A 14948-nucleotide genomic window follows, 5' to 3' on the forward strand; every position below is an offset into this window, starting at 1 on the left:
ATGCAGACAACTCGCTTATTCGCTCACCGCAGTTGTTTGAAATCGTTCGCAAACTCGTGTTTCGAGACCGTGGTTTACAAAGTCCAACGAGAACTGCTTGTCATCCGGATAATGGTAGGAAATACGAGAGGGCAGTATCTAAGAGGGAGTCCGTCAGGAATATATCCTTGCGGTTTTGCTGATTCTCGTTGAACAGTAGAGCGAAGCGAGCAGTGTGCTGTCGCTATCGGGTGTAGCGTCGCAAAAAATGAAAGCCGCACCGAAAGGCCGGATCGAAATCCGGTAGTTAGGAAGCGTTTAGTTCTGACGGCGGAGCGCGAGCATCGCGGCGGCCATCAGGGCGACGAGTGCGACGGCGATACCGAAGCCGGGCACGTCATCGTCTTCTGGCTCAGGCTCGTCGTCGGACGGCTCAGGCGTGTCGTCGGATGGCTCAGGCTCGTCGTCAGACGGTTCTGGCTCATCGTCGGACGGCTCTGGCTCGTCGTCAGACGGCTCTGGCTCGTCGTCAGCGTCGTCAGCTTTGTCGTCGTCGTCAGCGATCTTGTCGACGAAGACAGCGTCAGCGGATCCGATTCCGCTTCCACTGATGCGGAAGGTGAGTTCACCCTCGTCGCCTTCGCTACGGTCGCTCAGGTCGACAGCTCCCGTTTCGAAGGTTCCGTCCGAGGCGATCTCGGTGTCCTCGAGGGTGTGCAGGAAGCTTGGCGTGTCGCCAGCGTTACGGATGCGGACCGTGGAGTCCGATCCGGGTGCGACGTTCGTCTCACCGGTGACGGTGAACTCATCGGAGGTCTCGAGTTGGACGTTGTCGTCCTCGTCGAGGTTGTCGAACGTCACGGCGGGTTCGACAATCGTGAACTCAGTGCTCACGGACTGGTCGGAGTCAGCCTGGAAGTACGGATACGCGTTGTGGTAGGTGCCGTCGAATGGCGCGCCACCATTATCGTACTTGTAGCGCTCGTCAGGGTGGGTCTCGTACTCGAGCTCAGCGGTGAAGTCCATGCCGTCCGCGAGGGAGCGGTCGAATGCATTGCTGGAGCTCGTGTCGACGACAACGTAGAATTCGCCTGCATCGTTGTCGGCAATGACGAGGACCTCATCTGAATCCGCTCCGAGGTTCAGTGCGGTTGGGTCCTGGTTCCCAGTTGCGTCGTCAGCTTCGACCCCGAAGTTGATACCTTCGTAGTTATCGTCGTTAAGCGCCTCGAGGGTGCTGGCACTGAAGCCGTCATCGAGTGCGTCCCAGTCCTCACTGTCGTGGTAGACCATGGCGCCGTAGAGACCGGTCGCTTCGGCCTTGATGATGAGACGGTCGTCCTCTGCGATGTCCGTTCGCTCAGTAGCGGCATCGAGGAGATCGTCGAGTTCGTCCTCGTCTGCGTCGTCACCTGGGGCGACCCACGTGCTGATGGAGTCGACACCGGGCGTCGTCAGGTCGAGCGTCGCGAGGTCGAGTTCGTCGTCGAGTTCGGACGAACCGTCGCTAGCGACGATGAAGTCACCGTTTCCGTTGGCAGCGACGTCATAGTCGGTCGCCTGGAGCGGTCGGGTCAGCTGGTATTCAGTAGACTGGTAGTCCGACGCATCGCTGATCAGCCCGAGTTCGTCGAGGTAGTCAGCGAAGTCGCCGTTCGAACCGAGCGTATCACCGACTTCCTCGTCGTGGAAGTCGGCACCAGTCGATCCAACACCGTCGTGGACTTCGCTCGTGAGTTCGTCGTCACCAGCGTTGTAGACGTCCTCGGTGTCAGCATCGTGGGCACCCAGCGTACGGGTGTTGACCTGGAAGCTCACTTCACCGTCTTCTTCGTCGTCAACGACGTGTACGACGTCAACGAATCCAGCGTTTTCGTCACCGATCTGGATCCACGTCTCGTCGGTGTCATCGAGGTCAACCGTGAACTCGACGATGTCACCGGCGGTCTGCGTGTAAACGCTCTGGTCGAACGAACCACTGCGGTCGTGTTCGACAACAGAGATGTTAGCGGTCGCTTCAGCTGACGTGTCGTCGACTTCGAACGTGAATTCGTAGTCGTCGGTGTCAATGCCAGCGAAGTCTGCATCGAATTCGCCGTCACTGACGCCGTTGAGCGTAATTTCGTCGTCTTCAGTGTTCAGATCGATGCTACCGTGGGCGGCGAAGATGCCGTCGAGTTCCGAGGCGGTAAGGTCACCGTCGGCGTCAACGACCACGTCGTAGGCTCCACGGTTAGAGTCGAACTCAATCTCCGTGACAGCGCCGTCACCTTCGTCGGTGACTTCGTCATCGTCGAACTCAGCGCTCAGCGACTGAACGCTCACTTCGAACGCATCGCCGCTGGAGACATCGTCACTCTGTGCAGGGAGACTCTCGTGTGCGAGGAAGAAGTATTCCTCATCGAGGTCACTCGTGTCGATGACAACAACGCTCCAGTCCTGAACGTCAGATGAGTCGACACCCGGGTGTTTGTCCTCGAGCGTCTCGTTGACTTCTGCCTCTGCAGCAGTCTGGATGGTCAATTCCGCCTCGAAGGACGTATCGTCATCGCCGAAGCTGTTGACCTGTCGGAGTTCGACTTCATTGTCTGTGATGCCGTCTAGGTCTTGGCCATAGGCGATGACGTCTTGTCCTTGCCAGGCGATACTACCGTCGTACTCGTACGTAAGTTCAGCTGGATGATCGTGTGCCGCCGCCGAGCCCGCAAACGCAGCGGACATGGCAAAAACGGACATAACCATCAGCGCGGCAAGGAACACTGCGCGTCCCTTTTCGCGATATGATGTCGTGTTTCGTGTACTCATGTGTTGTGTATTGTCTGATTTCGCATTGGTTGTCTGTGTACCAGGCAGCTTCCCACCGGCCCACACCTCGAGGGTGTCGAGGGGGCTTCTGGGAAAGACTCCCGGGTAGGGGTAACCGATGCTTTATGGTCCCCTGTAATAAGCTTTCTAGTTCTCCGATCACTTTCCGCACAAAAATCCGTCTGTTTTAGTGTAGAAGATTGTGTATATTACGTTCGCGACGAAACGCGACTCCTGAGAGTAATAGTGTGTTACGCCTCAGCGTGTGGACCATTCACATCGATAGACGGGTCGAGGCGATCGAGCCGACGAACGCAGATTTCGGACTCGCCTCGGGAGATCGCCACCGATCCGAACGTGACGAGGGTAACGACGCTTTTCCAGCGAATTATCGAGCAACTACATCGATTGAGACGGTTTGCTATGACTGATTGCCGGTCGATCGGCCACCGTTCTGCGACCGACCGGTAAAGACACATAGCAGACCGTATGGCACACGATTCGACAACCTATCTGGTGCTCAGGGAGGACTGACGTGCAGTGGCGACGAACGGAGTCAGGGGACGGTCACTCGGAATAGACCGTCGCGTCCAGATACGCCTCGATCTCGGTGCGGACGTCCTCGAGCCAGTCTCCGGACTCGTGGGTCGACCGCCGGAACATGACGCCCGTGAGCATCGTGACGAGCGTGGCGGCCACCCGATCGGGATCGCACTCCCGAAACTCCCCCTGGTCGATTCCCGAGCGGACGATGTCAGCGACGTGAGCCTCGAACACCGCGTCGCTTTTCGTAAAGTGGTCGGTGTAGTCGCCGTCGTGGACGGCACGTGACCGAAGTTCGATCAGCGTCGCCACCATCTTGCGACGCGCCGGCGGCATCTCCTCGTCGAGCCCCCACTCGAGAAACGCCTCGAGACGACGACGGGGATCGGCGATGTCCTCGTCGGTCATTCGGCGTTCGAACCGCTCGAGCATGAACGAGAGACACTCGAGGACGAGTTCGTCCTTGCCGTCGTAGTGGCGGTAAACCAGCGACGTGCTCTTTTCGAACTCGTCGCCGATAGCGTTTATAGTTAGATCCGCGTACCCGTGCGTACGTAGCGCGCGGTACGTGGCCGCGAGAATCTCCTCTCGCGTGTCGGCGGGATCCTCGAACGGATCGTCGCTCACGAACCGCTCACCCGCCGCGACGGATTCCGGCGCTCGGAACGAACGCGGCCCGCTGGCGCGATTTCGCCTCGAGTCCGCCGGGCGTCGCGGATGCGGTCGATCATCGAACCGAGAGTCGTGACGGCGGGTAATAAACGGTGTGAATGAACGTTCAATCACAAGGTCTATGGTCCTGTTGGCGAAGATATGTGTAATGAGCGATTACGCCCTCCACGCGTCCCGCCCTCGAGATGGATTGTCCGTAATGGTCGATTACGATACCCACCGGGGCTCGCGGTCGACGGAGGGTGAACCGTGACTCGTCGCGCGATCGTGTCGGTCGCTGTCGTCGTCCTCGTGTCGATGGGGATGGTCGCGGCCGCGTCGGGACCCATCGTCGCACAGGGTCTCGAACAGGGCGAACCGAACCTCGAGGTCTACCTGCCGGACAACGAAGTGAAGCCGGGATCGGCCGAAACGCTCGAGGTCAACGTCGGGAACGACGCGACGGTCCGAACGGGAAGCGGTGAGGGGGTGACGACCGCTCGCGGAGTGAGCGTCGAGATCCGCGACGCCGGGCCGTTCGAGGCGAAAAGCGGCGAGACGCCGATCGGACCGATTCAGGACGGGCAGGTCGCCTCCGCACCGCTGCAGATAGACGTTCCACAGGACGTCGAACCCGGCGAACACACCGTCACCGTCCAGGTTCGTTACGCCTACACCAACCGCGTCTCCTCCGGCGGCCCACAGCGGCTGACCGCCAGCAAAACCCACCGGATCGACGTCGTCGTCCCGGACGAACCTCGCTTCGAGATCAGCGACGTCGAGACTGACGTCGAACCCGGCGGCGACGGTCCCGCGACCCTCGAGATCCAGAACGTCGGCTCGGAGACGGCCAACCAGGCTCGCGCGACGATCACCGGCGGTGGCGGCGTCGTCGTCGACGGCGAAGTCGCCGAGGAGGTCCTGGGTGACCTCGAGCCCCGAGAGAGTACGAACGTGACCACCGACGTCGCAATCGCCGAGACGACGAGCGAGGGGAACAAGCCACTCGAGGTCGCGATCAGCTACCGCGACGGGTCGGGAATCGAACGCGAAGCGAGACCGGAGACGGCGAGTCTGTCACCCGCGCCCGAACAGACGTTCTCGATCTCGAACGTCGAGGACACGCTCTCGGTCGGCTACGAGGGCGACGTCACCGGCAAACTCACAAACGACGGGCCGCGAGCGGTCGACGACGCCGTCCTGATCGTCGAGCCGATGAGCGACTCGCTCCACGTCGAGGACACCCGGTATGCCCTGCCCGAACTCGAGCCGGGCGAGACGGTCGAGTTCGCCTACCCGACCGACGTCAGCGGGACGGCCGACGCCGGCCCCCGTCAGTTGCGCTTTACCATCGAGTACACGAGCGGCGATCGGTCGACGGCCACCGACGGCCCGATCTCAGAGCGCGTCGTCGTCGACGACCGACAGGACGAGTTCTCCCTCGAGAGTGTGTCGGCGACGGTCGGCCAGGGAGAGAGCGCCGAGTTCGTCCTCGAGATCACGAACGAGCGTCCGCAGACGCTCTCGAACGTCGACGCGAGACTCTACACCAAGAGCCCGCTCTCGACGACCAACGACGAGGCGTTCGTCCCCGAACTCGAGCCGGGCGAGTCGGCCGAGATCGTCTTCGACGTGTCGGCGGCCGACAGCGCACCCGCCGAAACCCATCCCGTCGAACTGGACTTCGAGTACGACACCGACCGGGGCGATACGGTGATCTCGAGTACGTACAAACACCCCGTCGACGTCGTCGCCGTCGAGGACGACGGTGGAACGAGTCTCGGAGCGATCGTCGTCCGCGGGATGGCTCTGCTCACGGTCGCCGGACTCGGCGTCGGCCTGTGGTTGCGGAGACGGTAACACCGACCGATGACCGATCCCGACCGCACGGACGAAAGCGACGGCATCTCCGGCTCCGACGGCCCCACGAGCGTCGACCTCGGCGGCTCCTCGAGTGACGCCACCACCGGCACCGACGACCGTCCCCCAAACGTCGACACCACCAGCACCGACGACGGCCCCTCGAGGCACGGGGCCGACCGGATACCGGACGACGGTGACGGATGGCTGAGCCGTCTCGATCCCCGAACCGTCCTGGGCACCCTTCGCTCCGGCGGGAGAGAGGGCGGAACCGATCGCGGGGGCGATCCGTTCACCCGCCGGGTCAACCCACTGATTACGGACCGGCCGTGGACCGTCGTCGTCGCCTTTCTGTTAGTGACCGCGCTCTTTCTCGGCGGCGCGATGGCCGGCGGCGGCGAGCAACAGGCCGGTGCCGACCAGTTCACCGAAGAGACGCCGGCCCAGCAGGCGTTCGACGACATGCAGGAGAACTTCGGTGACAACGGGCGCGAGACGGGCGGCGATTCCGCCCAGTTGTTCATCGAGGACGACCGGAACGTCCTCTCGAAGCCGAACCTGTTGCGGATGCTCGAGTTTCAAGACCGCGTCGAGTCGACGGAGAGCCTGCGGGTGACGTCGACGACGAGTCCGGCCTCGCTGATCGCCCAGCAACTCGATCCGACCGCCGAAACTCCCGAAGAACAGTACCGCGTCGTCGACCGGGCGTCCCAGCGCCAGATCGACGCCGCCATCGCCGACGCCGACGAGGCTGCGGGGCTCCCGGTGAGCACTGACTTCACCAGGGAGTCAGCATCGGCGAGCGTCGCACAGATCGCCGTCAGCTACGATACCGCGTCGATGGCGGATACGGGAAACAACGCACACCTCCAGTTTCAGACCCAGGAGATCGCGAACGACGTCGACGGCTTCGATACCGACGAGAACGTCGTCATCTGGGGTGACGCGATCCTCGACGAGGAGACGGTCCAGTTGCTCGGGGACACCGCGATCGTCGTCTTTCCGGCCGCGATCGTCCTGATCATGTTCTTTCTCGCGATCGCCTACCGGGATCCGGTCGATCTGGGTCTCGGGCTCGTCGCGCTCGTGATGACGCTGATCTGGACGTTCGGCTTCATGGGATACGCGAACATTCCGTTTTCGGACTCGTTGATCACCGTCTTCCCGCTGTTGCTCGCCGTCGGTATCGACTTCGGCATCCACATCATCAACCGCTACCGGGAAGAACGGGCGACGGGGGCGGCGGTGGGCGAGGCGATGGGGATCACGACGGGCCAGCTCACGACGGCGTTGCTGATCGTCACCATCACGACCGTCTTCAGCTTCGCGGCGAACCTGATAAGCGATATAACCCGCGACTTCGGGCTCGTCGCCGCCGCGGGAATCGTCTTTACGTTCCTCATCTTCGGCGTCTTCCTTCCGGCCGGCAAGGTCGGGTTCGACCGGCTGCGCGAGGGAACGCGGTTCCCGCAGTTCGGCACGTCCCCGCTCGGCAACGAGGACTCGATTCTCGGACGGGTGCTCCCCGTCGGCGTCGAGATCGCACGCGTCGCGCCGGCGATCTTCCTCGTCGCGATGCTCGTCGTCGGTGGGAGTGCCGCCGCCTACGGAACGGGCGTCGACACCGAGTTCGACCAGGAGGTGTTTTTCCCCGACGAGGACCGAGTCGAACAGTACGAGTCCCTCCCGGAGCCGTTTTCCCCCAGCGAGTACACCTTCATGCAGGTTCTTGCGTACTTAGAGGAGGACTTCGAGATGAGTCTCCAGGGGACGGTGACCGTCTACGTCGAGGACAACGACCTTCGGTCGGACGGCGCACTCCGGGAGATCGACCGAGCCCTGCAGAATCCCCCGAACTCCTTCGAAGCGGACGGTCGCCAGGCCGACGCCAACAGCATCGTCGGCGTGATCGACTCGCAAGCGGCGGCCGACCCCGAGTTCGCACGAACCGTCGACCGCCACGACTCCAGCGGCGACGGGATCCCCGATCGGAACGTCGACGCGTTCTACGACGAGTTGTTCGCATCCGACGCGGGAGGACAGGCGGAGAGTCGACTGACGACCGACCGGGGTGCGACGCGAATCGACTACTCGATCGACGTCGACGCCGAACAGGACGAGGCGGTCGCCGACGCCCGGACGGTGGCCTCGGAGATGCGGATGGACGCGACGGCGACCGGTCAGCTCGTCATCTTCGAGAGCGTGATCGAGGAGATCACCGAGTCGGCGGTCCAGAGCCTGATGGCTGCGTTCGTGCTCACCGCGATGTTCCTCGTCCTCTCGTACTGGTGGCTCGAGGGGCGGGCGATATACGGCGTGCTCAATCTCGTCCCGGTCGTACTCTCCGTCGCATTGCTCGCTGGCTCGATGCGGTTTTTCGACGTCCCGCTCAGTCCGATCAACGCGCCGATTCTCTCGGTGTCGATCGGGCTCGGCGTCGACTACACCGTCCACTTCATGCACCGGTTCGTCGACGAGTACGAGGCGGGCAAAGACGTCCACGAGGCGTTGCTCGTCACGGTCCGGGGCACCGGCGGTGCGCTCACCGGCAGCATGCTCACGACGGTCTGTGGACTCGGCGTTCTCTATCTCGCACTCATCCCGCTGATCATGGAGTTCGGTCTGCTGCTCGCGCTTGGCGTCTTCTACGCCTGGCTCAGTTCGATCCTCGTACTCCCGTCGACGATCGTCGTCTGGGCCCGCCTCGAGAGTAGACACGACGTAGCCGAACGGGTGCCGTGGGCCTGACCGCTCTGAGACCTTCCCGAACGAACAGGTCCGATACCGAGTCGGGGCCTCGAGGCGGCGACGGAAGAGGGGGAAAACGACGGCGGTGAAAGGAACCGTTATCACTGGGCGGGAAAAACGCCCCTCAACGGCTGTTGAATGGACGTCGGAGACACACTCAAACGGGAAGTTCGAGCACTGTGGGCTGACGGAACCGGACTTGCACTCGGCGCGGTCGCGACCACCTGGGGACTGCTGATCGGGACGCGGATGATTCTCCCGGTCGTCCTCCCGTCGATTCAGGAGACGTTCGATCTGAGTCTGACGGTCGCCGGACTTCTCGTGACGATCCTGTGGCTCGGCGGGGCGATCGGCCAGTTGCCGGGCGGAATGCTTGCTGACAAGTACGACGAACGGACGCTCATGGCGACGAGCGCGGTCGTCGTCGGTGTGGCACTCGTCGCCTTCGTCTTCGCTCCGTCCGCGGTCGTCCTGTTCGGCGCAGCGGCGGTGTGGGGGCTCGCTCACTCGCTGTACCCGATCGCGCGCATCACCTTGCTCTCGAATCTCTATCCAGATCGCCTCGGCAGCGCCCTCGGGGTGACGATGGCGACAGGCGACGTCGGCCAGACCGCTCTCCCGCCTCTCGGTGCCGTCCTCGCGGGCGCGATCGCCTGGCAGGCGGGGCTCGGCTTCGTAATCCCGCTTCTGGTCGCATTCGGCGTCCTCATCCTGATGTTCGTGCCGAAGACGTCCTCGCCCGACGACGACAACGGATCGGGACGATCGCTCGAGGGGGTCAGGGCGGTCGTGCCCGCGCTCTCCACGCCGTCGATGGGGTTCATCACGCTGATCCTGTTTCTCTACATCTTCATCTGGCAGTCGTTCACCGCGTTCTATCCGACCTACCTCATCACGGTAAAGGGGATTCAGCCGGCCATCGCGAGCGCTCTGTTCGGGCTCTTTTTCGCCGTCGGCGTCGTCGTCAAGCCGATCGCCGGCGGGGCCTACGACCGGATCGGCATCCGCGGGTCGCTCGTCGGCGTCCTCGCCGCGCCGGTCGGCGGCTTCTTCTTGCTCCCGTTCGTCGACGAACTCTGGGCGCTGGCCCTCATCACGGCGCTCGTAAGCACCATGCTCGGGTCGGGGGCGATCACCCAGTCGTACCTGGCGGAGTCGTTCCCCGAGGAACTGCGCGGAACCGGACTCGGCGTCGTGCGAACCGTCACCGCGACCGTCGGTGCGGGCGGTCCGCTCGTGTTCGGCGCGATCGGCGATTACGGCTACTTCGACGAAGGATACTGGGCGCTTGCCGCGATCATGGCTGTGATCGTCCTTCTGACGCTCGCGATGCCGACGACGTCCGCGGCCCGGAACTGAACGCGGGCTCGAGCCGTCCTAAAATGGGAACAGCGAGTCGGCCTCGGGGTCGCGCTCTATGAGTTCGATCTCGTGGCCGTCCTGATCTTTCGTGAACGCGTACATGTCGTCGTTGCTCTCGGGGTCGCGGTAGTCCGGGGCCTCTCGAGTGAGCAACTGCTCCCAATTCTCCCCGAGGTCGTCGACGCGAACGCAGAGGTGACCCCAGGCGTCGCCCATCTCGTAGCTGCGGCCGTCGTAGTTGTAGGTGAGTTCGACGGCCATCGCCTCGGCGGCGGCGTCCCGCGGCTCGACGAAGTAGTTCGCGAAGGTGTCGGCCTCCCAACGGCCGATCTCGTCGTACTCGAACTTGCGCGTCCAGAAGCCGAGCGCCTCGTCGGCGTCCTCGACGCGGATCATGGTGTGATCGAGCGACCACAGCGCTCCCTCGTCGGGATCGCGCTGGACGATTTCGATCTCGTGGCCGTCGGGGTCTTTGACGAACGCGTACCGGCCGCCACAGGACTCGGGATCGCGGTAGTCCTCGACGCCCTCGTCCATCAGTTGCTCGTAGTGCTCCTCGAGTTCCCCCTCCGGAACCCGAACCGCGACGTGTCCCCAGGCGTCGCCGACTTCGAGGTCGTCCGTGCCCTCGTTGTGGGTCAACTCGAGCAACGCACCCTCCTCGTGGATCTCCTCCGGGCCGAGGTAGACGATGGTGAAGTCCTCGCCCTCGTACCGGTCTTTCTCCTCGTACTCGAGGTGGGTTTCGTACCACTCGAGGGAGTCGTCCAGATCCGAGACGCGAAGCATGACGTGATCGAGCGTTCCGTCCATGGACGAACGAACGCGCGGTGTGACAAAAAGCGTGGCGAAGCCGGCGGTCTGGCGGGGAAAGGGCGGAAAATCAAAGGGAGGGGGAAGGGGAAGCGAAGACCGGCGGTCTGACGAATTGAGCAGCGAAGACCGATACGGCGGTCCGATCGCCGACTCGAGGAGTAGCCGGACTGCAAGAAACAGCCACACACAGACTGCGGCGAACAGCCACACACAGACTGCGGCGAACAGCCACACACAGACTGCGGCGAACAGCCACACAGTTCGCGGCCACGGAATCGGCGATCGAACGCGCGTCGGGCGGTCGCCGAAATGCCCCAGCTTTCGCTGGCAGACAGCGACAGTATAATCCGATCCGGACTGTTTTGCTCGAGTATGAACGACGTAGTCGCCCCGACCGCACTCGGGCGGCCCCGAAACCGCACGCGGCCGACTCGTGACGTCCACGGAGGGATCCGACACCGATGAGTACCCCCGAAGGCACTCGACCGTGGTCCGACGTCTACGAACTCACCTCGTTTCTCGAGGGGGTCGAAGAGAGCGGCGGCATCTCCGTGACGGCGTTTCTCGAGGAACTCGACGAGCAAAACGACCTCGGGCTCGAGGTGGACGGGGTCGTCTACCACGATCGTGGGATCCGCGTCCCCGGCTACGACGCGACGTTCGTCCACGAGCCGACCGGATCGCGAGGGCGGCCCGCGTTCAGCGTCGAAGTCGACACCGTCGGTCCCCGCAACGCCTGGGCGATCTTCGACGATACGCTCTCGTGGAACGTCTACCTCCTCCGGACCGAGGGGTTGGCGGCGCTCGCGTGGCTAAGCGACGAGGAGTACAAAGTAGAGGAAGCGGACCAGTTCCCGACCAAACGCGAGGCGGTTTCCTCCGGACGATTCTCCTTCGGCGTCTTCGTCCACGCCGGCGAGGACTGGGAGCGCCAGGTCGAACGAATCCGACAGACGAACGCGCCCGCGTATCTCCAGCGCGAGGACGGGACGACGATGATCCCCTCGACTCAGTCGGAGTTCTACCAGTACGTCGACTCGACGCCGACGGAGTTCCGGACCAGCGGCGGCAACGCCCCGTCGTACCTGGGCGTGCTCGAACTCGAGATCACGATCGATTGACGGACCGGCGACGGTAATCATATCCGTCGCGCCGATGTGGACGGGACCGTGCCATCGTTCGCGGAGGTCGTCGCCGTCGCTGCGGTCGCCGGTTGTGTGACCGGGATCGGCGCGCTCCCGGTTCTCGTCACCGACCGGGTGAGCCACCGCGTCTACGACGGGGCGCTCGGGCTCGCGGCGGGGATCATGGTCGGCGCGGCCGTCTTCGCGCTCGTCCTGCCCGGACTCGAACTCGGCTCGCCGCTCGAGGTCGTCGCCGGCGTTCTGATCGGCGGTGCCTTCCTGCTCGTGACCAACGCCCTCCTGCCACATCTCCACCTTCGGTTTCGGGGCAGTCACCTCGAGGGGACGGCCGTCGTCGACGACCTCGAAGGGGTCGGTAGTCCGGGTGCAGATACCGAGTCTCGCGAACGCTCGGAGGACGACCCAGCGGTGACCGACGACCTGCGACGTGCCGCGCTCGTCGGTGCGACGGTTACGATCCACAACGTCCCCGAGGGGCTCGCGGTCGGTATCGCGTTCGCCAGCGGCGAAACCGCGCTCGGATTCGCCATCGCGACCGCCATCGCCGTCCAGAACGTCCCCGACGGCTTCTCGATGGCCGTCCCCGCCGCTCGAGCGGGCGTTTCCCGCCCGAGGACCGTCCTCTACACCACGCTGTCCGGCGGCGTCCCCGAACCGGTCGCCGCGGCCGTGGGCTTCTCGCTCGTCGTGTTCGTCACCGGGCTCTTTCCGATCGCGGCCGGCTTCGCCGCGGGTGCGATGATCGCCGTCGTCTTCCGCGAACTCGTCCCCTCGAGTCACGGCCACGGCTACGCAGATACGGCCACGGCGACGTTCGTCGCGGGCTTCGCGCTGATGCTCGTCGTGGATACGGTACTGGCGGTTTGATCGCCGGCCGCCCACTCTCCGGTCCGGGCCGAGACGACCGCCAGCGAGTTCCGTCCCGCGAGATCATCGAGGGACGGCAACGGAGTTACGGCGAGCGAGGACGAACGGAGAGATATGAGCCAGCCCGATGCGCTCGGAACGGTGGGGCCGTACCGGATCGAGGATCTCGAGGGAAAAGAGCGGGGGCTCCGCGTCGGCTGTGAAACCCACGACGAGTGGCGGGAGTTCGAACCTGGACGGCGCGCGGTCGCGTTCTACTGTCCGGACTGTAGCCTCGAGGTCGAGGTGCGCCTCCACGACGATCTCGACTGGCGGGACTGGGGCGAGCGGTGCTGACCCTGGCTGACGCTCCGATCCGATTCGCCGTCGACGGCCTGAACGCCGACTCTCGAGCGACCGCGAGGGACTCGAGGCCGATACCGGCTACAGACGCTTGCTCACGTACGGCCCGTCCTGGTGGTAGCCCAGTTTGTTTCGGTAGTACTCGCGCGCACCGATCCCCGAGATGACGCTGAGTTTGTCGTAGCCGGCGTCGGCGGCCAGTTCCTCGGCGCGGTCCATCAGCCGACGGCCGTAGCCCTGATGCTGATGCTGGCCGTCCTCTCCTTCGCCGCCGACGGCGACCTCCGTCCCGTAGACGTGGAGTTCGCGCACGAGCGCGGCGTTCTCGAGTTCGGATCGAACCGGGTCGCCGGGGAACCGAAGTCGACAGAACCCCACCAGCAGGTCGTTCTCGAAGTCCTCGAACGAGATGAAGTGTTCCGTCCCGCCACAGGCATCGTAACGCATCACGTCGAGGTCGACGGTTTCGGGGTCGTCGTCGTTCATCCCGGCCTCGCGACAGCGGATGCACTCACACGACCAGCCGTGTTCGTCCATGCGCTGTCGCGCGAGTTGCCGGAGGTTAGACTTCCAGACGCCGGCGTCGATGAAATCCGCCGGAATGTCCCGCTGGACGCGCTGGAGTCGGGTGTACCGGGGGATCATGTCCTTGATCTCGGCGACCAGATCGGCGGCTTCCTCGTTGTCGAGCGGATCGTACTCGCCTCTGTGCCACCAGTCGTAGGTCGCCGTCCCGCGGACGATCAGCGTCGGGTAGATCTTGAGGTAGTCGGGCTTCCACGCCTCGCTCTCGAAGATGCGCCGGAAGTCCTCGAGACACATCTCTTTGCTCATCCCCGGCTGGCCGGGCATCATGTGGAAGCCGACTTTGAACGCCGAATCGCGCAACCGCTGGTTGGCCTCCATCGACTCTTTGACGCCGTGACCGCGGTGCATCTCCCGGTTGATCCGCTCGAAGGTGGTCTGGACGCCGACCTCGACTTTCGTCCCGCCGAGGTCGAGCATACGGTCGATCTGCTCCGGATCGCACCAGTCCGGCTTCGTCTCGAAGGTCGTCCCGATGTTGCGGACGTCCGCGGTCTCGTTTTCGGCGATCACGTCCTCGAGGTACTTCCACTCGTACTCCTCGGGGTCTTCCGCGAAACTAACGCCCTCTGCCGGCTCGGGCTCTTCGTCGACGTCGTAGTCGTTCATCGCCTCCAGGGCGCGCTTGACGAACCACTCCTGGTAGTCGTGGCTGCGGGCGGTCATCGTCCCGCCCATCAGGATGAGTTCGACCTTGTCGACCGGGTGGCCGATCTCGCGCAGTTGCTCGAGACGAAGCGTCACTTGGCCGTAGGGGTCGTAATCGTTCTGGACCCCGCGGGCCGCGGCGGGTTCCTCGCCGGTGTAGCTCTGGGAGGAGGAAAACTCCGAGTCGGGGCCGCCGGGACAGTACAGACACTTCCCGTGTGGACACCGCTCGGGGGAGGTCATGATCGCAACCGGCGAGACGCCCGAGGCCGTGCGGACGGGTTTGCGCTGCAACACCCCCTCCAGGTCCTCGCGGTGTTCCTGCGGGGCGTAGTCGAGGAGCTCGGAGTTTTTGGGCACTTTCGGAGCGGAGTGTTCCGAACAGGCCTCGAGTTTCGCCTTCTCGACCTCGTCGCGTTCGATCTCGCCCGCCAGAATTCGCTCGACGAGCGTCTCACAGACCCGCTCGAACGCGTCGGTTTCGGTCGGCTCGGGCGTCTCGGTACTCACTACACTGATTTGATCGCGCAGCGGGAATAAGCGTGTCGGACTCGATAGGGGTCGTGGGTCTCGAAAGACGTCTGCAGGCTGATACGG

General features: G+C 63.8%; 10 protein-coding genes. 6 read left to right on the top strand and 4 right to left on the bottom strand.

What is annotated here, in order from left to right:
- Window positions 1-297 precede the first annotated feature (297 nt).
- Together EA473_RS00760 and EA473_RS00765 are read right to left on the bottom strand one after the other, a co-directional pair.
- Window positions 298-2784 (bottom strand): BGTF surface domain-containing protein, encoded by a 2487-nt coding sequence (locus EA473_RS00760; protein ID WP_124193758.1) that lies wholly within the window; start codon window positions 2782-2784, stop codon window positions 298-300.
- A 567-nt stretch (window positions 2785-3351) separates the two neighbouring features.
- The gene (locus EA473_RS00765; RefSeq protein ID WP_124193759.1) at window positions 3352-3954 is read right to left on the bottom strand and encodes a TetR/AcrR family transcriptional regulator; all 603 of its coding nucleotides are present in this window, start codon (window positions 3952-3954) and stop codon (window positions 3352-3354) included.
- A 348-nt stretch (window positions 3955-4302) separates the two neighbouring features.
- Between EA473_RS00765 and EA473_RS00770 the strand changes: the two genes are divergently transcribed.
- The 3 genes from EA473_RS00770 to EA473_RS00780 all read left to right on the top strand — a co-directional run bounded on the left by EA473_RS00770 (window position 4303) and on the right by EA473_RS00780 (window position 9945).
- The gene (locus EA473_RS00770; protein WP_124194063.1) at window positions 4303-5838 is read left to right on the top strand and encodes a COG1361 S-layer family protein; all 1536 of its coding nucleotides are present in this window, start codon (window positions 4303-4305) and stop codon (window positions 5836-5838) included.
- 9 nt (window positions 5839-5847) lie between these two features.
- Window positions 5848-8586 (top strand): efflux RND transporter permease subunit, encoded by a 2739-nt coding sequence (locus EA473_RS00775; protein ID WP_207890132.1) that lies wholly within the window; start codon window positions 5848-5850, stop codon window positions 8584-8586.
- A 138-nt stretch (window positions 8587-8724) separates the two neighbouring features.
- Window positions 8725-9945, top strand: coding sequence for an MFS transporter (locus EA473_RS00780; RefSeq protein ID WP_124193760.1), 1221 nt, complete (start codon window positions 8725-8727; stop codon window positions 9943-9945).
- Between the two features lie 18 nt (window positions 9946-9963).
- Here the strand turns inward: EA473_RS00780 and EA473_RS00785 are convergent, their stop codons facing one another.
- On the bottom strand, window positions 9964-10761 hold the full coding sequence (locus tag EA473_RS00785; protein ID WP_124193761.1) for a VOC family protein: 798 nt from the start codon (window positions 10759-10761) through the stop codon (window positions 9964-9966).
- 464 nt (window positions 10762-11225) lie between these two features.
- Here EA473_RS00785 and EA473_RS00790 point away from each other — a divergent pair, with 464 nt between their 5' ends.
- From EA473_RS00790 to EA473_RS00800, 3 genes are all read left to right on the top strand, one after another.
- Entirely contained in the window at window positions 11226-11885 is a 660-nt protein-coding gene (locus EA473_RS00790; protein ID WP_124193762.1) for a hypothetical protein, read from the top strand.
- A gap of 48 nt (window positions 11886-11933) precedes the next feature.
- The gene (locus tag EA473_RS00795) at window positions 11934-12776 is read left to right on the top strand and encodes a ZIP family metal transporter (protein ID WP_124193763.1); all 843 of its coding nucleotides are present in this window, start codon (window positions 11934-11936) and stop codon (window positions 12774-12776) included.
- A 114-nt stretch (window positions 12777-12890) separates the two neighbouring features.
- Window positions 12891-13112 (top strand): hypothetical protein, encoded by a 222-nt coding sequence (locus EA473_RS00800; protein WP_243645165.1) that lies wholly within the window; start codon window positions 12891-12893, stop codon window positions 13110-13112.
- Window positions 13113-13199: 87 nt separating this feature from the next.
- Here the strand turns inward: EA473_RS00800 and EA473_RS00805 are convergent, their stop codons facing one another.
- Window positions 13200-14861: a tRNA uridine(34) 5-carboxymethylaminomethyl modification radical SAM/GNAT enzyme Elp3 gene (locus EA473_RS00805; protein ID WP_124193764.1), complete on the bottom strand. Its 1662-nt coding sequence runs from the start codon at window positions 14859-14861 to the stop codon at window positions 13200-13202.
- Between the last annotated feature and the right edge of the window lie 87 nt (window positions 14862-14948).

Source organism: Natrarchaeobius chitinivorans (assembly GCF_003841505.1).
In the GTDB taxonomy this organism is placed as follows: Archaea; Halobacteriota; Halobacteria; order Halobacteriales; family Natrialbaceae; genus Natrarchaeobius; species Natrarchaeobius chitinivorans.

Bases quoted from the DNA above. Each gene is read 5' to 3' on its own strand.
- EA473_RS00775 (WP_207890132.1), top strand. From the start codon at position 5,848: ATGACCGATCCCGACCGCACGGACGAAAGCGACGGCATCTCCGGCTCC.
- EA473_RS00785 (WP_124193761.1), bottom strand. From the start codon at position 10,761: ATGGACGGAACGCTCGATCACGTCATGCTTCGCGTCTCGGATCTGGAC.
- EA473_RS00780 (WP_124193760.1), top strand. From the start codon at position 8,725: ATGGACGTCGGAGACACACTCAAACGGGAAGTTCGAGCACTGTGGGCT.
- EA473_RS00770 (WP_124194063.1), top strand. From the start codon at position 4,303: ATGGTCGCGGCCGCGTCGGGACCCATCGTCGCACAGGGTCTCGAACAG.
- EA473_RS00800 (WP_243645165.1), top strand. From the start codon at position 12,891: ATGAGCCAGCCCGATGCGCTCGGAACGGTGGGGCCGTACCGGATCGAG.
- EA473_RS00760 (WP_124193758.1), bottom strand. From the start codon at position 2,784: ATGAGTACACGAAACACGACATCATATCGCGAAAAGGGACGCGCAGTG.
- EA473_RS00790 (WP_124193762.1), top strand. From the start codon at position 11,226: ATGAGTACCCCCGAAGGCACTCGACCGTGGTCCGACGTCTACGAACTC.